Raw genomic sequence first — 22,925 nt, 5'->3', positions numbered from 1 at the left:
ATCGGCATGAGAGTGCATACGGACCGGTCGTCGCGGTGTGCGCCTCTGGATGCCGGCCGGCGCCTGCATCGCCGTTGAGGGCGGACGCTGGAGATGTCTGTGCCGGGGAACTCCACTGTTGGGGCCAACGCCTCGTTGGTCTCATCCAGGTGTGGAGGTCGTTGTGGCGTGGGTGGAGCAGTGCGGCAGCAGGTCGTGGCGCGTGAGGTATCGACGGCAAGGTTTCGGTGTTCGTTCGGTGTCCGGATTTGGTTCGCGGCGTGATGCTGTGGCCTATGCCGCCGGGTTGGAGGTGGATCGCCGTCGGCGGGTGTGGATTGATCCGGCCGACAGTGCGGTCACGGTGGCCGAGTGGACAGGGCGGTGGTTCCGGTCGCTGGATCTGGATCTGCGGACGATCGAGAGCTATCGGAGCCGGCTGCGGTGTCACATCCTGCCGAAGTTCGGGGACCTGTCGCTGGGTGCGATCACGGCGCTGGGTGTGACCGAGTGGACCCGCGAGCTGGAGCGGGCAGGACTCGCCCCGTCGACGGTGAGCTCGCAGCTGAACCTGTTGTCGATGCTGCTGACCGATGCGGCCGACGAGCGGCTGATCCCGTTCAACCCGGTACACCGGCGGAGGCGTCGTGGCCGGCGGTCACGACGGGCGGTGCCGGAGAGGATCTGGGCGACGCCGGAGCAGGTGGTGCGGATCGCCGAGCAGGCCGGTCTGCATCGGGACAACGTCGATCTCAGGCGCGGCGTGCTGGTGATCGATCCGCTGGTGGGTGCGCTGCACGAGTCGGGGGCGATGCGGTGGCTCGGGCCTCGAAGACCCGAGCCTCGGCGCGGACGATCGCGCTGCCGCCGTTCCTGGTCGCGTTGCTGCGGGAGCACCTCGCGCGGCACCGGTATGAGTTCGTGTTCACCACGCCGAGCGGGACGTGGCTGTGGCGTTCGACGTTCCTCCGGCGCGTCTTCCGCCCTGCGGTCGACGGCAGTAAGGCGTCCGGGGCGAAGGCGGGCTGTGCGGCGGTCCGGCCGGGGTTGACCTTCCACGGGCTGCGGCACAGCCACAAGACCTGGCTGATCGCCGGCGGTGCACCGGAGATCGCGCAGGCTCGACGGCTTGGCCATCATTTGGACAACCGGGTCATCGAGACCTACTCCCACGTCGCCCCGGAGGTCGAGCAGCGGCTGCTCGACGATCTCGAGCGCCGCTGGCACGCGGCGGCCCCGCCACCACTGACACCGTCTCCGAGTGTGGTCGACAGTAGGCGGGTGGCGCCGGTTGTCCCCCTCTTCGCCACGGTGGGAGTCACCGGTCGGCCGGGCCCGCGAACAGCAGGAACACCGAGCCGACGCCATATCGAGGGTGGGGTAGTGCTCCAGTTCTGCCCCACCAGGAGCACAAGATCACGCCACACAACGATCACCGATGATCGAACCCGGAACGCAGAAAACCCCTCCGGCCAGCCACAACGGCTGAAACGAAGGGGTTCCTTGCGATGTGGAGCTAAGGGGACTCGAACCCCTGACCCCCTCACTGCCAGTGAGGTGCGCTACCAGCTGCGCCATAGCCCCGGAGCGAAGTTCAACTCCGCATCTCGTGTGTCCATACATTACACCCCGCCCAACACCCCTCCACGCGGGGGTCCCCACACTCGCCGCAACCCGCTGACCAGCGGTTTTACACCTTATTTTTAGTCGTGTATTGACTCCGGGTGTGGCCGCCGTTACATTTTGCGCGGTTGTGACGCCGAGGTCCCCGCCCGTTACGCCGCGTCTACCCAGACCGGGCACGCCTCTGCCGTTTCCTGCTCTACGTACGCCGCTCGCGCGGCAGAGGAGGTTTCGCATGAAGAGGGTGATGACGTTGCTCGCGGCAGCGTCTGTCCTGGTCGGAAGCACTACAACTGGCGCCCAAGCGGCAGTGACGCCCGATGGCTGGTACACCGTGACCGCCGCCAACAGCGGCAAGTGCGTCGACGCCCGGGCCGCCGGGACCGCCAACGGCACCGTCGTCCAGCAGTACTCCTGCAACCAGACCGCCTCGCAGCAGTGGCAGTTCCAGTCCACCGGCGACGGCTACTTCCGCGTGAACGCGCGGACCAACCCGGCCGCCGCCTGGGATGTCACCGACGTTTCGACCGCCGATGGCGGGCTCGTCCAGCTCTGGACCTACGGAGGCGGCGCCAACCAGCAGTGGCAGGCCGTCGACGAAGGCAATGGCCGCTACCACTTCGTCAGCCGCAACAGCGGGAAGTGCCTCGACGTGCCCGGTGCCTCCGCCGCCGACTCCGTTCAACTCCAGCAGTACGCCTGCAACGGCACCGCCGCCCAGTCCTTCACCCTGAACCCCGTGAACACGACCCAGCCCGGCCAGCCCGACTTCGGCCCGAACGTCGTCGTCTTCGACCCGTCCATGTCGAGCTCGACCATCCAGAGCCGGCTCAACAGCATTTTCAGCCAGCAGGAACGCAACCAGTTCGGCAGCCAGCGCTACGCCGTGATGTTCAAGCCGGGCACCTACGCCAACGACGTCAACGTCGGCTTCTACACGCAGGTGCTGGGCCTGGGCCTGAGCCCGGACGCCGTCACCATCAACGGCGCCGTGCACGTCGAAGCCGACTGGTTCCCGCCGCAGAACGCCACCCAGAACTTCTGGCGGGGCGCCGAGAACCTGTCCGTGACCCCGAACGGGGGAGCCGACCGGTGGGCCGTCAGCCAGGCCGCGCCCTACCGCCGCATGCACGTCCGCGGTGACCTGCAGCTCGACGACGGCGGCTGGGCCAGCGGCGGCTGGATCTCCGACAGCAAGATCGACGGCCAGGTCCGCTCCGGCTCGCAGCAGCAGTGGATCTCCCGCAACTCGCAGTTCGGCAGCTGGAACGGCTCGAACTGGAACATGGTCTTCGCGGGCGTCCAGGGCGCCCCGGCCAACACGTTCCCGAGCCCGCCCTACACCACCGTCGCCCAGACGCCGGTCGTGCGCGAGAAGCCGTTCCTCTACATCGACGGCTCCGGCAACTACCAGGTCTTCGTCCCGAGCGTGAAGACCAACGCGGCCGGCACGAGCTGGGCGAACGGCGCCGCGCCCGGCACGTCGATCCCGATCGACCAGTTCTACATCGCCAAGCCCGGCGCCACCGCCGCGGACCTGAACGCCGCGCTCGCCGCCGGCAAGAACCTGCTGGTCACCCCGGGTGTCTACCACCTGAACCAGGCACTGCACGTCACCCGGCCGGACACCGTCGTGCTCGGGCTCGGCATCGCCACGCTGGTGCCGGACGGCGGCGTCACCGCGATGAACGTCGACGACGTCGACGGCGTCAAGGTCGCCGGCCTGCTGATCGACGCCGGCACGACCAACTCGAACACCCTCATGCAGGTCGGCCCGGCCGGCTCGGCCGCGGACCACGCGGCGAACCCGACGTCGCTGCACGACGTCTTCTTCCGGATCGGCGGCGCCGCCGTCGGGAAGGCGACGAACAGCCTGGTGGTCAACAGCAACAACGTCATCGGCGACCACATGTGGATCTGGCGCGCCGACCACGCCGACAACAACGCCTACGTCGGCTGGACCACCAACACCGCCGACACCGGGCTCACGGTCAACGGCAACAACGTGACGATGTACGGGCTGTTCGTCGAGCACTACCAGAAGACGCAGGTCGTCTGGAACGGCAACGGCGGCCGGACGTACTTCTTCCAGAACGAGATGCCCTACGACGTGCCGGACCAGGCCGGCTGGATGAACGGGTCGACCAAGGGCTACTCCGCCTACAAGGTGGGCCCGAACGTCACCAGCCACGAGGCGTGGGGGCTGGGCAGCTACTGCTACTTCAGCACCAACCCGTCCGTCGCCAGCGCTCACGCGTTCGAGGCGCCGAACACCCCGGGTGTCCGGTTCCACGACATGGTGACCGTGTCGCTCAACTACCAGGGCACGATCACGCACGTCATCAACAGCACGGGTGATCCGACCCCGACCGGCACCAAGCCGGTCAACCTGGTCAGCTACCCCTGAGCAACCGGCGTGCGCCGTGGTGGCGGCCGCGGCGCACGCCGGTCCTAAGTGTCCGGACACAGTGGACGCATGGCCCGAACGGGTGGTGGATCGCGCCAATCAGAGGTTTTGCCGCGATACTGGGTGCCCCGACACCCGAGGAGCGACTCATGACCTCCTTCGCAGCGTTCTCCGTCGTCGAGCCCCGCAAGGCGTGGCCCATCGCCGCCGTCCGCGGCGTGTTCGCCGTGCTGTTCGGGCTCTTCGCGCTGATCTGGCCGGGCGCCACGGTGCTCGTGCTGGCGATCCTGTACGGCGTGTACGCGATCGTCGACGGCATCGGCGGCCTCATGCAGGCCTTCCGCGGAGGTGACGCCGCGCACCGCGCCGCGTACGGAATCCTCGGCGCGCTCGGCATCATCGCCGGAATCCTCGTCCTGGTCTGGCCCGGCATCACGGTCCTGCTGCTGGCCCTGCTGGTCGGCCTGTGGGCGATCGTCACCGGCGTCGCGGAGATCGCCGCCGCCATCCGGCTGCGCAAGCAGATCCGGGGTGAGGCGTTCCTCATCGCCGCCGGTGCGCTCTCCGTGATCGCCGGCGTCCTCATCGTGATCAACCCGATCGCCGGCGCGTTCGGCATCGCGCTGCTCGTCGGCATCTACGCCCTGCTCTACGGGATCATGCTGCTGGTGCTGGCCTTCCGGTTGCGCAAACTGGGGGACACCACCCCCGCCGCCTGAGTAGCGTGCGGGGGTGTCGACCCGCGAACTGGTGGTGCTGGGCACCGCGTCCCAGGTGCCCACGCGCCACCGCAACCAGAACGGCTACCTCCTGCGCTGGGACGGCGAGGGCATCCTCTTCGACCCCGGCGAGGGCACCCAGCGCCAGATGCTGCGGGCGGGCGTGGCCGCCACGGACATCACCAAGATCTGCGTCACGCACTTCCACGGCGACCACAGCCTCGGCCTCTCCGGCGTGATCCAGCGCCTCTCGCTGGACAAGGTCCGGCACCCCGTCCACGCCCACTTCCCGGTCTCCGGCGCGCACTACTTCGCCCGGCTGAGGCACGCGACGGCCTTCTACGAGACGGCTGACCTGCGCGAACACCCGATCGCCGACGACGGCCCGATCGCCACGGGGAAGTTCACCCTCGAGGCCCGGCGGCTGAGCCACCCGGTCGAGGCGTTCGGCTACCGCCTGGAGGAGCCGGACGGCCGCACGATGCTCCCCGAGAAGCTGAAGGAGCACGGCATCGCGGGCCCGGACGTCGGCCGGCTCCAGCGAGCGGGACAACTCAAGAACACGCGCCTCGAAGACGTCAGCACGCCGAGGCCCGGCCAGCGGTTCGCGTTCGTCATGGACACCCGCCTCTGCGACGCGGTGTACGCGCTCAGCGAAAACGCCGACACGCTCGTCATCGAGTCGACGTTCCTCGCCGAGGACACCTCCCTGGCGCGGGACTTCGGCCACCTGACCGCTCGGCAGGCGGCCCGCGTCGCCGCCGAATGCGGTGTCCGGCAACTGGTCCTGACGCACTTCTCGCAGCGCTACCCCGACCCGGCGCGCTTCCTGGAGGAGGCGAAGGCCGAGTTCGACGGCGAGATCGTCGTGGCCGAGGACCTGGAGCGGGTCCAGGTGCCGAAACGCCGGTCCTCCCCAGCGGAGCACCGGGCGCCGTAGGCTGCACCTCGTGAGCCAGCCGATCCTGATGACCGTCGACGACGATCCCGCCGTGTCCCGCTCGGTCGCCCGCGACCTGCGGCGCCGGTACGGGAAGGACTACCGCGTCATCCGCGCCGACTCCGGCCCGGACGCCCTCGACGCCCTGCGCGAGATCAAGCTGCGCGGCGACGCCGTCGCGGCCATCCTCGCCGACTACCGGATGCCGCAGATGGACGGCATCGCCTTCCTCGAGAAGGCGATGGACCTGTTCCCGCACGCCCGCCGCGCCCTGCTGACCGCCTACGCCGACACCGACGCCGCGATCCAGGCGATCAACGTCGTCGACGTCGACCACTACCTGCTCAAGCCGTGGGACCCGCCGGAGGAGAAGCTCTACCCGGTGATCGACGCGCTGGTCGAGACCTGGAAGGCGGTCGGTGACAAGCCGGTCGAAGAGGTCAAGCTGATCGGCCACCGGTACAACTCGCCCTCGTTCCACCTGCGCGACTTCCTCGCGCGCAACGCCGTGCCGTACCGCTGGTACTCGGTCGAGGACGACGAAGGCTGCCGGATCCTGCAGGCCGCCGAGGCGACCGACAAGGACATCCCAGTGGTCGTCACGCCGGACGGCACCGTCCTCAAGAACCCGAGCGGCAGCGAGATCGCCGACGCCGTCGGCCTGTCGACGCGGCCCGCGCAGGAGTTCTACGACCTCGTCGTCATCGGCGGCGGACCCGCCGGCCTGGGCGCCGCCGTCTACGGCGCGTCGGAGGGCCTGCGGACCGTGCTCGTCGAGAAGAAGGCCACCGGCGGCCAGGCCGGCACCAGCTCCCGCATCGAGAACTACCTCGGCTTCCCCGACGGCGTCTCCGGCGCGCAGCTGACCGACCGCGCGCGGCGCCAGGCGCAGAAGTTCGGCGCCGAGGTGCTGACCGCGCGGGACGTCGTCGGCCTCGAAGCCCGCGGTTCGTCCCGGGTCGTCACCTTCGGCGACGGCAGCGAGATCGCCGCCCACTCGGTGATCCTGGCCAGCGGGGTCACCTACCGCGCGCTGGAAGCCGAGGGCATCGAGGAGCTGACCGGCCGCGGCGTCTACTACGGCTCGGCCGCGACCGAGGCGCCCGAGTGCAAGGGCGAGCACGTCTACATCGTCGGCGGCGCCAACTCCGCCGGCCAGGCCGCGGTGTTCTTCTCCCGGCACGCGAGCGACGTCACGATCCTGGTGCGCGGCGCGTCCCTGGAGGCGTCGATGTCGCACTACCTGATCGAGCAGATCGCCGGCATCGAGAACATCCACGTCCGCACGCACACCACGGTCAAGCAGGTCCACGGCAGCGACCACCTCGAGCGGATCACGCTGTGCGAGAACGGCGTCACCGAGACGGTCGAGTCCGGCCACCTGTTCATCTTCATCGGCGCCGCCCCGCGCACCGACTGGCTCGGCGAGGACATCCACCGCGACGAGCACGGCTTCGTCTGCACCGGCCCCGACCTCCTGAGCGCCGGGCAGCGGCCGGCCGGGTGGACCCTCGACCGTGATCCGCACTACCTCGAGTCGTCCATCCCGGGCGTGTTCGTGGCCGGTGACGTGCGGGCGCAGTCGGTCAAGCGGGTGGCGTCCGCGGTCGGCGAGGGCGCGATGGCCGTGACGCTGGTACACCGGTACCTGGAGGAACAATGAGCGCACTGCCGCGGGAAGAGCTTCGCGGGCTCTTCCTTTTCGAACACCTTTCCGAGGCGCAGCTCGACTGGGTCGCCGCCAACGCCGTGCTCGAGGAGTACGAAGGCGACTCGACGATCATCAGCGAGGGCGGCGAGGCGACCTGCTTCTACGTCCTGCTCGGCGGCGCCATCCGGATGACGCGCCTGGTCAGCGGCACCGAGGTGGAGACCAACCGGTCCGACCAGCGCGGCGCCTACTTCGGCGCGACGCAGTTCTTCGTGCACCAGGACGACGACCACCGCTACGGCGCGACCGTGCGCGCGCTGTCCGACGTCACGCTGCTCGCGCTGCCGTCGAAGGAGTTCTCCGTCGAGTTCCGCCAGTGGTTCCCGATGGCGACGCACCTGCTGGAGGGCATGTACCTGGGGTGGCGCAACAGCGACACCGTGATCGGGTCGCGCCGCCGGTTGCTCGCCCTCGGCGAACTCTCGGCGGGCCTGACGCACGAGCTGAACAACCCGGCCGCGGCCGCCGTTCGGGCCACGTCCGCCCTGCGCGAACGCGTCGCCGGGATGCGCCACAAGCTCGCCTTCCTGGCCAAGAAGGACATCGAGCCGGAGCTGCTCTACCAGCTCATCGACGTCCAGGAACGCCTGGTCAAGCAGGTCGCGCAGGCCGAGAAGCTGTCCGCGATGCAGCAGGCCGACCGCGAGGACGAGATCACCGACTGGTTCGAAGACCGCGGCATCGACCAGGGCTGGGACCTCGCCGACATCTACGTCCGCGCCGGGCTGACCACGGCCGACCTGGACAACGTCCTCGAGCAGGTCGGCGACACCTTCATCGACGGCGCCGTCCGCTGGCTCGCCTACGCGCTCGAGACCGAGATGCTGATGGGCGAGATCGAGGACTCCACCACGCGCATCTCCGCGCTGGTCGGCAAGGCCAAGCAGTACTCCCAGATGGACCGGGCGCCGCACCAGTGGGTGGACGTCCACGACGGCCTCGACTCCACGCTCGTGATGCTGTCCGGCAAGGTCGGCACCGGGATCCGCGTCGTCAAGGAGTACGACCGGAGCCTGCCGAAGATCCCGGCGTACCCGGCGGAGCTGAACCAGGTCTGGACGAACATCATCGACAACGCCCTCGGCGCGATGAAGGGCGAGGGCACGCTGATGCTGCGCACCTGGCGCGTCGACGACCAGATCCGTGTCGAGATCGGCGACACCGGGCCCGGCATCCCGGCGGACATCAAGCCGCGGATCTTCGAGCCGTTCTTCACGACCAAGCCGGTCGGCGAGGGCACCGGGCTGGGCCTGGACATTTCGTGGAAGATCGTCGTCGAACGCCACCAGGGCGACCTGCGCGTCGAGTCCGAGCCCGGGAACACCCGGTTCGAGGTCTGCCTGCCGACGGTCGAGCAGGCCTCGCTCTGATGGCTTCCGTCCCGACGGTCACGACCGAGCTCGGGGCGCTGGTGGGGCTGGCGGGCGACGGCGTCCGCGTGTGGCGCGGGATCCCGTACGCCCGTCCGCCGGTCGGCGAGCTGCGGTGGAAGGCGCCGCAGCCGCCCGCGTTGTCCGGCGGGGTGCACGTCGCGACGGAGTACGGGCCGCACGCGATGCAGGCGCCGGACCCGATGAACCCGGCCGCGGTGTGCGACGAGGACTGCCTGTACCTCAACGTCTGCACCCCGGACGGCCCCGCGCCCGACGGCGGGTGGCCGGTGCTGTTCTGGCTGCACGGCGGCGGTTACCGCGTCGGGCACGGCGAGCAGCTGGGCGACGGCGAGGAGTTCGCGCGCGCCGGGATCGTCGTCGTCACCATCAACTACCGGCTCGGCTCGCTGGGCTTCCTGCACCTCGCCGGCGTCTTCGGCTCGGCTGAACCGGACGCCGGTGTCTGCGGGTTCCTCGACCAGGTCGAGGCCCTGAAGTGGGTGCGGCGCAACATTTCCGCGTTCGGCGGCGACCCGGAGCGGATCACCGTCTACGGCGTCTCGGCGGGCGCGAAGAGCGTCGGCAACCTGCTGGGCAGCCCGCTCGGCCAGGGGTTGTTCGCGCGGGCGATCAGCAGCAGCGGCGGCGCGGACCACGTGGCGACACCGGAAGCCGGGACGGCGCTCGCGGAGCGGCTCTTGGACGAGGTCGGCTGCCACGACATGACTTCGCTCAGGGCCTTGCCCGCCAAGGAGTTCGTCGAGGCGCAGGAACGGATCCTCACCGGCTTCCAGGCGTTGTGGCTGTGGCGCCCGACGCTGCACCCGCGCGTGCTGCCGGAGGTGCCGATCGAACCGATCCGCCGGGGGAGCGCGGCCGGGATCCCGTTGCTGGTCGGCTGCAACAGCAACGAAGGCAGCACGTACGCGCTGATGCTCGGCGACGACGTCGCGACGGCGCCGGCTTCCGGTGTGCTCGAGGGCATCCTTGGCAGCGAAGGCGCTTCGCACCTTCTCGAGACGTACCTTCGCCGCGTCCCCGACCTGAAGTCCGCGAAGATCGCCGCGATGGGCGACGAGCGGTACGGCATCCCGACGCAGCGGCTCGCCGACGCGCAGTCCGCGCACGCGCCCGTTTACCGCTACCGCATCGACATCGCCGCGCCCGGCGTACCCGAACAGCTCGACGGTGGCCACGGCACCGAAACGACGATGGCGTGGAAGACGCCGTTGCCGCTCGCCTCGCAGGGTTCCGCCGTCAACCCGAAGCGGGAACGAGCGGCGTTGCTCATCCACCGCGCCTGGGTGCGGTTCATCCGGGACGGCGTCGCGGACGCGGACGGTCCCGAGTGGCCGCCGTACGGTCCCGAGCTGCGGCCGGTGCTGGTGTTCCGGGAAGACACCGATCTGGTCCTCGATCCACGCTCCGACGAGCGAAAAGCCTGGGGCGACACGGAATGGGCGTCCGGGACCTGGTTCCTACCCGTGTGAGTGATGACGTTCGAACGCCCGTTCGAGTACCTTCGCCTTCATGGACGCGAACCGAGTTTCGGCAGGGTCAGGGTCACCGCTGCGGTGGTCAACCAGCTCAACAGATCGGCGAGAGGAATGCGGGAAAGCCGTTCCGGCCACTCTTCCGCGACGGTGTGCAGCACGAGTTCGTCGTGCCGGGGTTCCACCTTCGTCAGCTTTATCCCGGGCGGCAGTTCCGGCAGGGGAAGCACAATGGGGTGAAAGCGCTTCGGCGGGCGAAGCTGTCGTTGTCCTATGTGGAGGGTCCGCGGCACGAGTACGACAGCGTCGGCGTCCACCTGGGCCTCGAGGGTCAAGTGGCCCCAGTGGGGTTTCTTGGCCCAGTGGATCTGGAGCAGCCCGCTACCCGCGGGCGCGGCCACGATCCCGGGCCGGACCTTCGCCACCCTTTCGCGGAGCACGTCCGCGGAGACAGCGATCCGCAGGTCCACACGGGCCGGTTTGGCGGCGGGAGCCGGGAGCGAGCGGAGGCGGACGTCTTCGGCGAGCACGGTGACCCGGCGCAGCGGAATGCTGCCCCCTTCGGGCTCGGGCCAGTTGACGTCTTCGGCAACGATGCGCACGTCGCCGACACGCCCGGTGGCCAGCCGGAGACTGTCGGCGGGATAGTCGAGTTCGGCGAGGGTCAGGTGAACCTCCCGGTCCTGGACTTTGGCGGTCAGCCGCCGCCCGACAAGCTGCTCGGTGACGGTCCGCACAAGGGCACCGGGCGTGACGGGAACGTTGGGCAGCAGCGAACGCCCAGCAGCGGCCAGCCCGGCCAGCTCAGGCCAGGGCGACCAGCCGTCGAACCACCTGCCGTCAGTCATCGGTCCAGTGTCGCGCAGGAAGGGCAAGGCCGCCGAGGCCAGGTAACGCAAAAGGAGGTTTCTCACGCGGCGGCAGTCGGGAGAAGCAGGCTGCAGTCCCAGCGCGGCGGCCGTCGCCCGGGCAGGTCATCTGGCGCGGCGGATGCGGCTCTGGCGGCGGTGGTTCCGTTGCGGATGTTTCTGTGTAGTGGCCGTTGGTCAAGGAGGCCGAGCTGTCTCGCACGGGTGGATGGGCTCTGCCGGCGGTGGTTCCGGCGCAGGAGCTTCCGTGTGGCGGCCGTTGCCCGAGGCGGCAGGTCTACCTAGCGCGGTGGGTGCGGCTCTGCCGTCGGTGGTTTCGGCGGATGGTTCCCGTGATGCGCTGGCGCTGCGCTACACGGATTACCCCAATCCGGCACGCCGGTCTGGCCGTCTCACGGCTGGTACAGCTCCTCGGGCGGATGATCGTCCGGCGGGCGCCGGCTCATCGGCGGCCCGAGCGGCGACCGGCGGTGGTCCGTTGCGGGCGCTTCCGCGTGGTGGCCGTGGCTACCTCGCGCGGGGAGCGGTGTTGCGCGGGAATCCGGCCAGCGGTTCCCGGCGCCAGCCCAGACCGCGGCGGCCGCCGTCCACGGCGACCCAGCGGCGGGTTTCCCTATCCCACACCGGCAGCGCGAAATCTCGCACCCAAGGCCCGCATTCCGTCCCGGCATCAAGAATCGATCCGCCGACAGCTGGCGAATCGTGAGCCACCTGCCGTCACCGGAGGGGGCAGTGACGGCAGGTGGCAGCTCGGAGGGCGACGTCGCCCGGCGGTCACCGGCCTGCGAAGCGGGCGATGATGCCGGTGACGACCAGCCAGAACACCGCGGCCAAACCGAAGTCGAGAATGACCTGCAGGCTGGCGTTGTCCACGTTGAACAGCCCCGGCCAGAACAACGCGAGAGGAACCGCCAGTGACTTGATGAAGATGAAGAAGGCGTTGCCGGCATTGGCGCCGGCCAGCACCATGATCATGTAGAGAACTTCGATCCCCGCGAAGATCGCGCCGATCGCCGTGATGACCCGCACGGCCGTGTTCCGTCTGGTGGTGGTTCGCCAAGGAGACATGTCCGGAAAATTCCCGGATCGGGTGACCGATCAAACGCTCAATCCGCAAGATTGCGCCGTTCGGCCGCTCCTCGTTGCTCTCCGCCGCCCCATTCGGACGCTCCGTGAGCCCCCAGCAGCCGGGCGATGGCCCAGTCCTGCACCGCCAGGCCCACCGACTTGAACACCGTCCGCCCGCTCACCGGCGGCGGCGTGCGCAACGCATCACCCAGCTCGATCAACGAAGACCGCTCCACCAACCCACTCTCGACCGCGTGGATCACCTCGCCGGCCTCCTCGAGCGCCGCCTCGACCTGATCCACCACCACGCACGCGGCGTCCTCGAGCAACCCGGCCGGGAGCTCCCGCATGGAAGGCAGGTACGGCCCGATCGCATTGACGTGAACCCGCGCAGGCAAGTCGTCCACATCGAACAGAGGAGTCGACGATGACGTAGCACAGCAAACGATCTCCGCGTCGGACACCGCGTCCGCGGCCGACGAGGCCACCCGCGTCACCACGCCCGGGAACTCGGCGCCCATCCGCTCCGCGAAGGCGAGGGCCCGCGACCGGGAGCGGCCGAACACCGCCAACTGGGTCATCGGCCGGACCGCGGCCACCGCTCGGACCTGGTCGGCGGCCTGCGCGCCCGTGCCGAGGAGCGCCAGACGGCCGGCGGACGGCGGAGCGAGCAGGTCCGTCGCGACGCCGGAGGCCGCGCCCGTGCGCAGCGTCGTCACCTCGACCGCGTCGGCGACCAGCTGGCCCTCGGCGGTGTTCCACACGAGCGTCCCGAGGATCATCGGGGTGCGGCCGGTGGCCAGGTTGAGGGTCTTCACGACCGTTGTCGACGTCGGCGTGTGGCACGCGCTCATCACCAGCGTCGTGCCGTCGCCGAACGACAACCGTTGCGGCACCGCGAAACGGCCGGCCGCGAGGTCGAGGAAGGCCTCCCGGACCGCGGCGACGGCGGCCGTCATCGGCACGGCGGCCCGGACGGCGTGGGCATCGAGCATGCGCGGACCCCTTCGGCGTCGGAGACTGCCGCTAGCCTGGCGGGGTGCCCGATGCCACGCAAGATCCACCCGTCGAAGAGCAGCGGTTCGTCCGCGACGACTGGTACGGAGAGGAGATCACCGGACGGCACTACGTGCGCTGCGAGTTCCTCGAGGTCGACCTCTCGGAGGCGCAGACGCGGAACGCGGTCTTCGCCGACTGCGTCTTCGGGAACGTGCGCTTCAACGCGTCCCGCCACACGGACACGGCGTTCACCGGCTGCACCTTCAAGCGGTGCAACTTCTTCGACGCCGAGTTCACCGGGTGCAAGCTCGTCGGCGCGACGTTCAGCGAGTGCGAGCTGCGGCCGCTGCGGGTCACCGGTGGCGACTGGTCGTTCGCCGGGCTGGCGGGCGCCGACCTGCGGTCGGTCGCCTTCCACGGGGTGCGGATGCGCGAAGCCGACCTCACCGGGGCGAACTGCGGCGACGCCGTGTTCGCCGACGTCGACCTCTCGGCCGCGATGCTGCACGCCGTCAAGCTGCCGCGCGCGGACCTGCGGGGCAGCGACCTGTCGGCGCTCGACCCGGTGAACGCCGACCTGGCGGGGGCGATCGTGTCACCCGAACAGGCTGCGGTGCTCGTCACGTCGCTCGGGCTGCACGTCCGGGCGTAGGCTCGGGCCGACCGGGAAGGAGGGCCGCATGGGCGTCGTGACACCGGGGTTCCGCGGCCGGGCTCGCAGCGGCAACCCGCGCCTGCCACCCGGGCAGTACCTCGCCGACGACTTCCCCGTGCTGTCGGCGGGACCGACTCCGCGCGTGCGCACCGAGACGTGGGAGTTCACGATCACCACCGAAGCCGGCGAGAAGCACTCCTGGAGCTGGGCCGAGCTGATGGCCCTGCCCAGCGAGACGCCCACAGTGGACATCCACTGCGTCACCCAGTGGTCCAAACTGGACACCCGCTGGCGCGGCGTCGCGGTGGACACGCTGGTCGGCGGGCTCGACACGGCTGCCGACTACGTCATGGTGCACTCCTACGGCGGCTACACGACGAACCTGCCGCTGGCCGACCTGCTCGACGGCCAAGCGTGGATCGCCTACGAATACGACGGCAAGCCGCTCACCCCCGAGCACGGCGGCCCGGCGCGGCTGCTCGTGCCGCACCTGTACTTCTGGAAATCCGCGAAGTGGGTGCGCGGCCTGGAACTGAAGACCCGGGACGAGCCCGGCTTCTGGGAGAACGTCGGCTACCACGACTACGGGGATCCATGGCGCGAACAGCGGTATCAAGGCGACTAGCCTGGCGGGTCGCCCGCCTGGCCGGAATCCGCGACGAGACGCCGACGGCGCGCACGCTCGTCTTCGACCTGCCCGGCTGGCCGGGTCACCTGGCGGGTCAGCACGTCGACGTCCGGCTGACCGCCGCCGACGGCTACCGCGCGCAGCGCAGCTACTCCCTCGCCGCGCCCGCCGACGGCGATCGGGTCGAGCTGACGGTGCAGCGCGTCGCCGACGGCGAGGTGTCCGAGCACCTGACCGGTCCGTACGCGGTCGGCGACCCGGTCGAGATCCGCGGCCCCGTCGGCGGCTGGTTCGTCTGGCGTCCCACGGACCCCGAGCCGGTCCTGCTCGTCGCGGGCGGCTCCGGCATCGTGCCGCTGATGGCGATGATCCGCGCCCGGCGCGCGGCGGGCGTGCGCACGCCGTTCAAGCTGATCTACTCGCTGCGCACCCCGGCCGAGCGGTACTACGCCGACGAACTGCGCACGCCGGTGGCGGGGCTGGACATCACCTACGTCTACACGCGCGAGCTGCCGGAAGGCCGTCCCGGCATCCCCCGGCGCATCGACGTGGCCACGCTCAACACCGCGGGGTGGCCGGCGGAGTTCGGTGCGTCGTGCTTCGTCTGCGGCCCGACGGGCTTCGTCGAGACGGTCGCGGACATCCTGGTCGCACTCGGCCACGACCCGCACCGCATCCGCACGGAACGGTTCGGTCCCAGCCGCGACTGACGAAACAAGCATCCGATGAATAGGTGATAAGACGCCCCGCTGAGCGGGAACTTGTCGACATCGGCGACCAGAGATCCTATGTTTCGTCCCATGCTGACGAAGTGGGGCTCGAAGCGGCGCCGCACCGTGGTGACCGTTCTGCTGGGCGCGGGCGCGCTGCTCGCCACGACCGGCCCGGCCGCCGCCGCGGATCCGGACGCCGCCGCCGACCGTGATGTCTACGTCTCGCCGGCCGGCTCCGACCACGCCCCGGGCACCGCGCACCGGCCGGTGCGGACCCTGGGCAAAGCGCGTGACCTCGTGCGCCAACGCGCGCCGCACCTCACGCGCGACCTCACCGTGCACCTCGCGCCCGGCGTCTTCCGGCTGACGGAGCCGCTGCGCCTCGACGCCCGGGACTCGGGCGGCAACGGCCACCGCGTCATCTGGCAGGGCAGCGGCGACACCGAGCTGAACGGCGGTGTGCGCGTCACCGGCTGGCGGCCGGTCCCGGGCCGTCCGGGCCTCTTCGCCGCGGCCGCGCCCGCCGGGCTCGACAACAGCCGGCAGCTGTACGTCGACGGTGTCCGCGAACAGCGCGCCCGCGGCCCGCTGCCGGTGACCGTCAAGGCGACCGACACCGGCTACACCGCGAGCGCCGACACCCTCACGCACTGGCGCAATCCGAAGGACATCGAATTCGTCTACACCGCCGGTGAAGCGCTCTGGAACATCCAGCGCGACGGCCTCGGCCAGTGGACCGAGCCGCGCTGCCCGCTCGCCGCGGCCGAGGCCACGACCATCACGATGGCCCAGCCGTGCTGGGACAACTCGACCAAACGCGTGCTCTTCCCGGACATCCCCGGCCGCAGCATCAACATGGTCGGCCCGGCCGACCTCACCAACGGGCGGCACCCGACCTACGCGGAAAACGCCTTCGAGCTGCTCGACACCCCCGGCGAGTGGTACCTCGACCGGTCGGCCCACGTCGTCTACTACCTGCCGAAGCCGGGCCAGGACCTGCGCCGCGCGGACGTCGAGGTGCCGGTGCTGGAAAAGCTCGTCGACGCGCGAGGCATTCACGACGTCGCCTTCCGCGGACTGCGCTACTCCTACGCGACGTGGCTGACGCCGTCGTCGCCGGAGGGCTTCTCCGAAATCCAGGCGGGCTACACGATCACCGGCGCGAACGGCTGGGCCACCCAGGGACTGTGCCAGTTCGTGCCCGGCGGCACCTGCCCGTACGCGGCGTGGACGCGCGAGCCCGCGAACGTCGCCGTGTCGCACGGGCAACGCGTCGAGTTCAGCGACAGCGTGTTCACGCACCTGGGCGGCGCCGCGCTGGATCTCATCGAAGGCACCAAGGAGTCCCAAGTACGCGGCAACGTCTTCACCGACATCTCCGGCAACGGCGTGCAGGTCGGCGGCGTCGACAAACCGACGACGGACACCGACGCCGACGTCGTGCGCGACGTCGCGGTGACCGACAACCACCTCTACGGCCTGCCGCGCGAGTTCCACGGCGGTGTGCCGATCGTCAACGGCTACACCGTGCGGAACACGTTGTCGCACAACCAGATCGACCACGTCGGCTACTCGGCGATCTCGGTGGGCTGGGGCGGCTGGCCGGACAAGATCAAGAAGCCGGCGACGCCGAACCTGTCGCACGACAACGCCGTCTCGGACAACCTGATCTTCGACTACATGCTGATGCTCGACGACGGCGGCGGCATCTACACCCAGGGCATCACCGGCACCTCGCTCGACGACGGCGAGAAGGTCACCGGCAACGTGATCCACGACCAGTGGGGGCTGGGCAAGGGCGTCTACACCGACAACGGCAACACGTACGAGACGATCCGCGGCAACGTCCTCTACCGGACGGCGTACTTCAACGTCGGCACGGCGCACGTCGACTACCGCGACGACCTGGGCAACAACGACCCGACGCTGACCGAGGACAACTACTGGGAGCAGGGCGACCGCGACAAGGTCGACAAGGGCGCGATCACGCGCGGCAACAAGCTCCTGGCGAACCCGTCCGACGCGCCGGCGGCGATCGTCGCGAACGCGGGCCTCGAACCGGCCTACCGCGGCCTCCTCACCCGCCGGGTGGGCGGTGCGGCACCGGCCGAAGCACCATCCCGGGTGGGCACGTTCGCGACCCAGGGAAAGCTGTACGCGACCTGGAACCCGACATATGCGTTCAACAACGCCCCGGTGACGGACTACGTGGTGACGGCGACGGGCGGCGGCCGCACCGTCACGGCGACGATCTCGGCGGCCGACTTCGCGAAGCGCGCGTACGCGGAGGTCCCCGGCTTGACGGACGGAACGGCGTACACGGTGACAGTCGCGGCCCGCAACGCGTACGGCACAAGCGAACCCTCCCTGGCCGCGGCCCCGGTGACGCCGGGTCCGATGCCGGGAGTGCTGCCCGGAGTCCCGACGAGCGCCCGGGCGTTGCCGAGCGCGACGGCGGCCTCGATTCGCTGGAACCCACCGGCGGCCACGGGCGACACCCCGGTCCTGGGCTACACGATCACGGTGTCCGACGGCCGCACGATCACGGTCGAGGGCCGCGACGCCCTGGTGACCCAGCCGACGATCAAGGGCATGACAAGGGTGGTGGACAACCTGAAGCCGTCGACGACGTACACGTTCACGGTGGCGGCGGTTACGGCAACGGGAACCGGCCCGGCCGCCACCTTCACCGCGACGACCAGCGGCTGAGCCAATGATCCACAGGCCGGCCGTGATGTGGACAAAGCGGCCCGGCCGACGGTCTCCACAAGGTTTTGGTCGGGCGCCCCCGATACGCTGGACGCGGGGCCGGCCCCCAGGGGAGGGTGGGGGTTGCTTTAGGGGGCGTCCGGCCGCGAAAGCAGTTCGCGCAGGGTTGCGAGCAGCTCGCGGCGGTCCGACGCCCCCAGCTTGCCGCGGATGCGGGCCATGTGGTGCTCGACCGTCTTTCCCGAAATGAACAGCTTCGACCCGGCCTGCTTGTACGTCAGCCCCTCGACCACCAGCCGGGCTACCTCCAGCTCTCGCTCGCTCAACGCCGCCAGGCCGGTTCCCGCCGCGGCCGGCTCGGAAGTACCCGGCTCGCGGCGGGCCGCCGTGCCCTGGAACTGGCGGGCCGCTTCCAGCAGCTGGACCATCGCCTTGCGGTCGGACGTGCGGATCGCCGCCTGGCCGGCCAGACGCGCCGCGTCCCAGCGCAGGCCCAGGTCGTGCATCTCCGCCGCCGCGGCGGATATCGCGTCCGGGTCGAACTGGCCGCCCAGCACGGACAACCAGCACTGGGCCGCCGTCGCCAACGCGCTCGGGTAGCGGCCGCAGTGGGCGTGCGTCGTCAACGTCGCCAGGTGCGCCTTCGCCGCTTCCGCGTCCTCCAACGTGATCGCCGCGTGCAGCTCGTGCCACACCAGTGAGACCGTCCACAGTGGAGGCTCGCCGAGGCGGGCCAGCAGTGCGTGGGCGCGTTCCAGCTGGCCCGAGATCTTCGCGAACGCCCCCGTGCGGGCCGCCGCGATCGCGAGCTCGCCCAGGGGCAGCAGGCCGAACAGGTCCGTCTGCTGCCGCATCGACGCCTGGTACGCGCGGTTCCACGACCGCTGCAGCCCGACCAGGTCGCTCGCCCGCCGCGCCAAGCCGAGCTCCAGCGTCGCGAAGAACAGTTCGTCGCGGGCCTCGAGGGTGCGGCCGGCCACGGCGTCGCGGTGCTCGGCCGCCGTCGCGAGGTCGCCCGCCGTCATCGCCACCCAGCCCAGCAGCAGCCGGTGACGGGCCGCCAGGAGGTCGCCGCCGATGCCGCCGTCGAGGGCCCGCGTCAGCACCGACTCCGCGAGCGCCAGCTCGCCCGTGTGCAGCGCCGCGAGCGCGGCCAGCGCCGCCGGGCTGTCCGGGAGCAGCGTGCCGCCGAGGGCCGGCTCCAGCATCGCCGCCGCGCCGAGCAGCGTCGACAACGTCTCGGTCGCGCAGCCGGACACCGAATCGGCGATGCCGCGGGCCATCCGGGTGGCCGCGCCGGCGAACAACGTCGGCGCCACGCCGGGGGCGGGGGAGTCGAGGAGCCGCTGGGCGCCGGCCAGGTCGCCGGTGCCGACCAGCGCGATCGCCGCGAACGCGTCGGCCCCGGCCCAGGTGCCGGCTCCGTCGGGGGAGGTGCGGGAGGCCCAGTGGTACAGCTCCGCGCTGCGGGCCAGCTCGCCGCGGTGCGCCAGCACGGTCGCCGCGATCGCCGCGCCGGCCGCGCGGGTGCCGGCGTCCGGGTCGCCGAGCATGCCGTCGCCGAGGCGCAACGCCGTGTCGAGGTCGCCCGACAGCGCCGTTGCTCGGGCCCAGCCGGTCGTGACGGCGGAGGAGCGGTCGCCCGCTTCGGCCGCCGCTTCGAACAGCCGCGTCGCCAGCCGGGCGTCCGACGGCAGGGCTTCGGCGGCCGCGGCGGCAAATGCGGCCGCGGCGGACGTGCCGGAGCTGCCCGTGCCGAGCAGCGACCGCGCCAGGTCGAGCACCGGCAGGCCGTTCGCCAGCTGCAGCTCGACCAGCCGCTGCACCGTAGTCAGCCGGCGCGCGGGCGGCCCGAAGTCGCGGACGGCGGCCGCGGCCAGCGGCGGCAGCGTGTCGTCCGGGCCGAGCAGGCCGGTCGCGCGGGCGGCGTCGACGATCGCCGGCAGCCGGTCGGGCCCGCGGTCCAGCAGCGCGCACAGCAGGTCGAGGTTGCGCCCCGCCCCGGCTTCGGCCGCGATCAGGTAGCGCAGGACGTCGTCGTCGAGCTCGTCCAGCTCCGGCCGGAAGTCCTCCAGCCGCCCGAGCAGCTCCCGCTCGGCCAGCCGCGGCACACCGCCGCTGCGCGCGTGCAGCTCGGCCGCCGCGGCGGGGTCGGCGGGCTTGCCCGTCACGGCCGTCATCAGCCGCGCGATGTCGTCGACGCCGAGCGGGCCGAGCTGCAGCAGCGTCCAGCCGGACGCCACCGCGGCCGGCCGGTGCGCGACGACGATCGGCCCGTCCGCGCCGGTGAGCAGCTCCTCGAGCTGGTCGGGGGCCAGCCGGTCGGCGTCGTCGACGAGCAGGGCTTCGACGCCGGCTTCGCGGTAGCAGCGGTCGAGCGCGGCGAGCAGCACGCTCTTGCCGTACCCGCCGGGCGCGACGACGGCGAGCCGCAGCGGCGTGGCCGGGGCGGCCGCGACCTGGTCGAGCAGCTGCCGGGCGGCCGGGTGCACGGGGACGAGCGGGGAGACCTGCGTGAGCAGAGTGTTCAACAGTGACCTTCACCGGAGGGGGCGCCGGGGCGGGCGCAGTGGCTCGGAGCGGGGGACGAGTCGGGGCCGGCGGTGGCTTCGCGGGCGGTGAGGGTGATCACGACGGCCGAAATGGCCGCCGCGAACACGAGGACCGCGGCGGCGAGGGGGCGCCGCCGCCGGAACAGGTTCAGCGGGGTGGCGCGCTCGGGCAGTTCGAACGGCGTGATGTCGACCGGCGGCCGGGGCGGCCGCTCGCCGAGGTCACCGAGCGTGTCCACCTGGGGGAGCAGGGTGGTCTCGACGGCGGGGGGTTCGTGCGGGGCACCCCGGTGGTCGACGCGCAGCGCCGCGAGGGCGGCCGCGCCGAGCGCGGCGGCCGCAGGCGGAACCGGTCCCGCGAACACCGGGCACGGCGGCCGGGCCGGCAGCGCGTGCGGCGGGACGTCCCCGCAGAACACCACACCGGCGAGCCCCTTGGGGGACGCCGAAGCCGCGCCGGCGAGGGCGAACAGCGTGCTGAGCGCCGCGGCCGGGGCCACGCCTTCGGCACTGGACGCGGGCTGCCACCCGCTCGCGCCGGTGGCCGTGGCCAACGTGACGTTCACGCCGTCGGCGCCGAACTCGCACACCCCGGCGAACTGCGCGCCGGGGCCGGGGAGGGGCAGGTGCGCGCCCAGCGCGGCGACCGAGCCGGGGACCAGCGTGACCGCGGTGAACCCGGCGTCGGCCAGTGCGCGGCGCAGCACGTCACGGCGGTAGCCGCCCCAGTCGCCGGGGTGGGTCAGGACCAGGTGCTGCGGGGGTCCGCCGAACAGGTTCGCGGCGTGCTCGGCGATGCCTTCGACGAGCACGGTGGTCAGCGTCTCGGGCGGGAAGGGCTCGCCCTCGACGAGCATCGGCACGTCGTCGCCGATCCGCCGGTGGAAGCCGGTGAGCAGCCGGGACGGGACCCGGGCGCCCGCCTGCGCGGCCGCGTCGCCGGTGAGCAGGTACCCCTCGTCGTCCAGGAACAGCGCGGACGCGGCGGCCGGGGTCCGTTCACCCAGCCAGAGGGGTTCGGGCTCGCCCCAGCCGGGGCCTTGCCGGCGGCAGGTCGCGGCGTGGGTCCGCCCCTGTGCCACATCGATCCCGAGGACGTAGGGCAACGGCGCTTCCTCCTCACCTCGCGGGGCCGATCGGGGGTGCGGAATCCCCCTAGGGCTCGGGGCATCCTCACCCAAACGGGTTAGTCAAGCAAGTAGTTGGAAGGATTTAATCCAACTGAGTGCGTCTCGGATGAGCCCCTAACTCCCTAACGATGACATATCGATCCCCTATTGGCTGACTGGACTGCGACTCGGAGTGATCCCCGATGTGCGTGGGGGTACCGGCTCCCTAGCTTGATCACGGAGCACCGGTCCCTGCGGCCGATGCTGTCCCCCGAACCACCGGACCAGGAGAAATCCCCATGGACTCCGTGCAGACGTTGCACGACTTCGCCCTCAACCTGCTCAACGACCCGACCGCGCTCGCGGCCTTCGGGACGGACCCGCAGGGCGCCCTCGCTGCCGCCGGTCTCGGTGACGTCAGCGCCGCCGACGTGCACGAGGTCATCCCGCTGGTGCTCGACTTCGTCCCGGTCGACAGCCTCCCGGCCGTCGGTGGCCTCCCCGCCGTCGGCGACCTGGCCCCGGTCGGCACCGACGCCCCCGGCATCCAGGGCGCGATCGACCAGCTCACCGCCCTCACCGCGGGCCTCGGCCTGCCGGCCGCCCCGGAGCTGCCGGGTGTCGGCGACCTCGGCGTCGGCGAGCTGCCCGCCGTGGGCCAGCTGCCCGCCGTCGGCGCGGTCCCGGGCGTGAACGACCTCACCAACGTCGGCAACGTCACCGCGCTGGCCGGCAACGTGCTCGGCGGCGACCTGGCCAACGGCCTCGACTCGGCCGCGCTGACCAACCTGACCGCCGCCCCGGCGTACCTGACCGACGCCAACGACGGTGTCGTCGCCGGCGCCGTCGACCAGGGCTACCAGGCCGTGGGCGGGGCCGTCGACCAGGCGCACCAGGCCGTCGGCCTGGCCAACGCGCAGGTCCACGAGGTCACCGGCGACGTCCACGACGTCACCAGCGGCCTCGGCGTCGGCGACCTGGCGGGCAACGTCACCGGCCACATCGGCGACTTCACCGGCATCATCAAGGGCGCGGCCGACCTCGACGTGAAGCACGTCACCGGCGAGATCTCGCACAACGTCGGCGACGTGACCGGCGCCGTGACGAACGCCACCGGCATCAGCGTGGACCACAACGTCGCGGGCGCCGTCGGCGACATCGCCAGCGGCAACAGCGCCGGCACGGCCGTCCACGACGTGGTTTCCGACGTGGCGGACGTCAGCCACAACGCGCTGGGCAACCTGCACATCGGTGACATCGCGTCGAACGACATCCACCTCGGGCACTGATCCCCGAACCGGTCACCGGTGCCCGTCCCGCGGTCTGGGTGCAGCCGCGGGACGGGCACCCGGTGTGCGCACGGGGAGTAAACCGGGGA

At 71.1% G+C, this 22,925-nt stretch carries 16 protein-coding genes, 1 tRNA gene and 2 pseudogenes; 13 read left to right on the top strand and 6 right to left on the bottom strand.

Annotated features, from left to right (window positions below; translation table 11 throughout):
* Positions 1–49: 49 nt before the first annotated feature.
* Together AB0J40_RS40960 and AB0J40_RS40955 are read left to right on the top strand one after the other, a co-directional pair.
* Positions 50–490 (top strand): annotated as a pseudogene (locus AB0J40_RS40960) (hypothetical protein); the annotation flags it as partial.
* Positions 424–1,101 (top strand): annotated as a pseudogene (locus tag AB0J40_RS40955) (hypothetical protein); the annotation flags it as partial. The pseudogenes AB0J40_RS40960 and AB0J40_RS40955, both read left to right, overlap by 67 nt.
* A 389-nt stretch (positions 1,102–1,490) precedes the next feature.
* Here AB0J40_RS40955 and AB0J40_RS40950 read toward each other — a convergent pair.
* Positions 1,491–1,563: transfer RNA gene (locus AB0J40_RS40950), tRNA-Ala, on the bottom strand.
* A 286-nt stretch (positions 1,564–1,849) separates the two neighbouring features.
* Here AB0J40_RS40950 and AB0J40_RS40945 point away from each other — a divergent pair.
* The 6 genes from AB0J40_RS40945 to AB0J40_RS40920 all read left to right on the top strand — a co-directional run bounded on the left by AB0J40_RS40945 (position 1,850) and on the right by AB0J40_RS40920 (position 10,242).
* The gene (locus AB0J40_RS40945; protein WP_364464967.1) at positions 1,850–4,009 is read left to right on the top strand and encodes an RICIN domain-containing protein; all 2,160 of its coding nucleotides are present in this window, start codon (positions 1,850–1,852) and stop codon (positions 4,007–4,009) included.
* A gap of 149 nt (positions 4,010–4,158) precedes the next feature.
* Positions 4,159–4,728, top strand: a complete 570-nt coding sequence (locus tag AB0J40_RS40940) for an HdeD family acid-resistance protein (RefSeq protein WP_364464861.1) — start codon at positions 4,159–4,161, stop codon at positions 4,726–4,728.
* 13 nt (positions 4,729–4,741) lie between these two features.
* Complete coding sequence (locus AB0J40_RS40935) at positions 4,742–5,668, top strand: ribonuclease Z (RefSeq protein ID WP_364464859.1); 927 nt, start codon at positions 4,742–4,744, stop codon at positions 5,666–5,668.
* Between the two features lie 10 nt (positions 5,669–5,678).
* On the top strand, positions 5,679–7,331 hold the full coding sequence (locus AB0J40_RS40930) for an FAD-dependent oxidoreductase (protein ID WP_364464857.1): 1,653 nt from the start codon (positions 5,679–5,681) through the stop codon (positions 7,329–7,331).
* Positions 7,328–8,749, top strand: a complete 1,422-nt coding sequence (locus tag AB0J40_RS40925) for an ATP-binding protein (RefSeq protein ID WP_364464855.1) — start codon at positions 7,328–7,330, stop codon at positions 8,747–8,749. The genes AB0J40_RS40930 and AB0J40_RS40925 overlap by 4 nt, the downstream gene beginning before the upstream one ends.
* Positions 8,749–10,242 (top strand): carboxylesterase family protein, encoded by a 1,494-nt coding sequence (locus tag AB0J40_RS40920; RefSeq protein WP_364464853.1) that lies wholly within the window; start codon positions 8,749–8,751, stop codon positions 10,240–10,242. Before AB0J40_RS40925 ends, AB0J40_RS40920 begins: the two co-directional genes overlap by 1 nt.
* Positions 10,243–10,280: 38 nt before the next feature.
* Here AB0J40_RS40920 and AB0J40_RS40915 read toward each other — a convergent pair whose 3' ends face one another.
* The 3 genes from AB0J40_RS40915 to AB0J40_RS40905 form a co-directional block, all read right to left on the bottom strand.
* Complete coding sequence (locus AB0J40_RS40915; protein ID WP_364464851.1) at positions 10,281–11,093, bottom strand: hypothetical protein; 813 nt, start codon at positions 11,091–11,093, stop codon at positions 10,281–10,283.
* Between the two features lie 795 nt (positions 11,094–11,888).
* Complete coding sequence (locus AB0J40_RS40910) at positions 11,889–12,143, bottom strand: hypothetical protein (protein ID WP_284749574.1); 255 nt, start codon at positions 12,141–12,143, stop codon at positions 11,889–11,891.
* Positions 12,144–12,220: 77 nt separating this feature from the next.
* Positions 12,221–13,177, bottom strand: coding sequence for an ornithine cyclodeaminase family protein (locus tag AB0J40_RS40905; protein WP_364464848.1), 957 nt, complete (start codon positions 13,175–13,177; stop codon positions 12,221–12,223).
* Between the two features lie 44 nt (positions 13,178–13,221).
* Here AB0J40_RS40905 and AB0J40_RS40900 point away from each other — a divergent pair, with 44 nt between their 5' ends.
* The 4 genes from AB0J40_RS40900 (at position 13,222) to AB0J40_RS40885 (ending at position 17,886) form a co-directional block, all read left to right on the top strand.
* The gene (locus tag AB0J40_RS40900; RefSeq protein WP_364464846.1) at positions 13,222–13,833 is read left to right on the top strand and encodes a pentapeptide repeat-containing protein; all 612 of its coding nucleotides are present in this window, start codon (positions 13,222–13,224) and stop codon (positions 13,831–13,833) included.
* 28 nt (positions 13,834–13,861) lie between these two features.
* Positions 13,862–14,461, top strand: a complete 600-nt coding sequence (locus AB0J40_RS40895) for a sulfite oxidase-like oxidoreductase (protein WP_364464844.1) — start codon at positions 13,862–13,864, stop codon at positions 14,459–14,461.
* Positions 14,431–15,174, top strand: a complete 744-nt coding sequence (locus AB0J40_RS40890) for a ferredoxin reductase (protein ID WP_364464842.1) — start codon at positions 14,431–14,433, stop codon at positions 15,172–15,174. The genes AB0J40_RS40895 and AB0J40_RS40890 overlap by 31 nt, the downstream gene beginning before the upstream one ends.
* 90 nt (positions 15,175–15,264) lie before the next feature.
* Positions 15,265–17,886, top strand: a complete 2,622-nt coding sequence (locus AB0J40_RS40885) for a fibronectin type III domain-containing protein (RefSeq protein ID WP_364464840.1) — start codon at positions 15,265–15,267, stop codon at positions 17,884–17,886.
* A 128-nt stretch (positions 17,887–18,014) separates the two neighbouring features.
* Here AB0J40_RS40885 and AB0J40_RS40880 read toward each other — a convergent pair whose 3' ends face one another.
* Both AB0J40_RS40880 and AB0J40_RS40875 read right to left on the bottom strand, forming a co-directional pair.
* Entirely contained in the window at positions 18,015–20,417 is a 2,403-nt protein-coding gene (locus tag AB0J40_RS40880) for a helix-turn-helix transcriptional regulator (protein WP_364464838.1), read from the bottom strand.
* The gene (locus AB0J40_RS40875; protein WP_364464836.1) at positions 20,414–21,544 is read right to left on the bottom strand and encodes a molecular chaperone DnaK; all 1,131 of its coding nucleotides are present in this window, start codon (positions 21,542–21,544) and stop codon (positions 20,414–20,416) included. The genes AB0J40_RS40880 and AB0J40_RS40875 overlap by 4 nt, the downstream gene beginning before the upstream one ends.
* Positions 21,545–21,846: 302 nt before the next feature.
* Between AB0J40_RS40875 and AB0J40_RS40870 the strand changes: the two genes are divergently transcribed.
* Positions 21,847–22,836, top strand: a complete 990-nt coding sequence (locus AB0J40_RS40870; protein WP_364464834.1) for an IniB N-terminal domain-containing protein — start codon at positions 21,847–21,849, stop codon at positions 22,834–22,836.
* Positions 22,837–22,925 lie beyond the last annotated feature (89 nt).

It is taken from the genome of Amycolatopsis sp. NPDC049691 (genome assembly GCF_040675005.1).
Taxonomy (GTDB): domain Bacteria; phylum Actinomycetota; class Actinomycetes; order Mycobacteriales; family Pseudonocardiaceae; genus Amycolatopsis.
The sequence above is the reverse complement of the archived record's forward strand: the minus strand, read 5'-3'. Positions and strand labels throughout refer to the sequence as shown.

Bases quoted from the DNA above. Each gene is read 5' to 3' on its own strand.
- AB0J40_RS40885 (WP_364464840.1), top strand. From the start codon at position 15,265: ATGCTGACGAAGTGGGGCTCGAAGCGGCGCCGCACCGTGGTGACCGTT.
- AB0J40_RS40905 (WP_364464848.1), bottom strand. From the start codon at position 13,177: ATGCTCGATGCCCACGCCGTCCGGGCCGCCGTGCCGATGACGGCCGCC.
- AB0J40_RS40870 (WP_364464834.1), top strand. From the start codon at position 21,847: ATGGACTCCGTGCAGACGTTGCACGACTTCGCCCTCAACCTGCTCAAC.
- AB0J40_RS40940 (WP_364464861.1), top strand. From the start codon at position 4,159: ATGACCTCCTTCGCAGCGTTCTCCGTCGTCGAGCCCCGCAAGGCGTGG.
- AB0J40_RS40920 (WP_364464853.1), top strand. From the start codon at position 8,749: ATGGCTTCCGTCCCGACGGTCACGACCGAGCTCGGGGCGCTGGTGGGG.
- AB0J40_RS40925 (WP_364464855.1), top strand. From the start codon at position 7,328: ATGAGCGCACTGCCGCGGGAAGAGCTTCGCGGGCTCTTCCTTTTCGAA.
- AB0J40_RS40890 (WP_364464842.1), top strand. From the start codon at position 14,431: ATGGCGCGAACAGCGGTATCAAGGCGACTAGCCTGGCGGGTCGCCCGC.
- AB0J40_RS40895 (WP_364464844.1), top strand. From the start codon at position 13,862: ATGGGCGTCGTGACACCGGGGTTCCGCGGCCGGGCTCGCAGCGGCAAC.
- AB0J40_RS40945 (WP_364464967.1), top strand. From the start codon at position 1,850: ATGACGTTGCTCGCGGCAGCGTCTGTCCTGGTCGGAAGCACTACAACT.
- AB0J40_RS40915 (WP_364464851.1), bottom strand. From the start codon at position 11,093: ATGACTGACGGCAGGTGGTTCGACGGCTGGTCGCCCTGGCCTGAGCTG.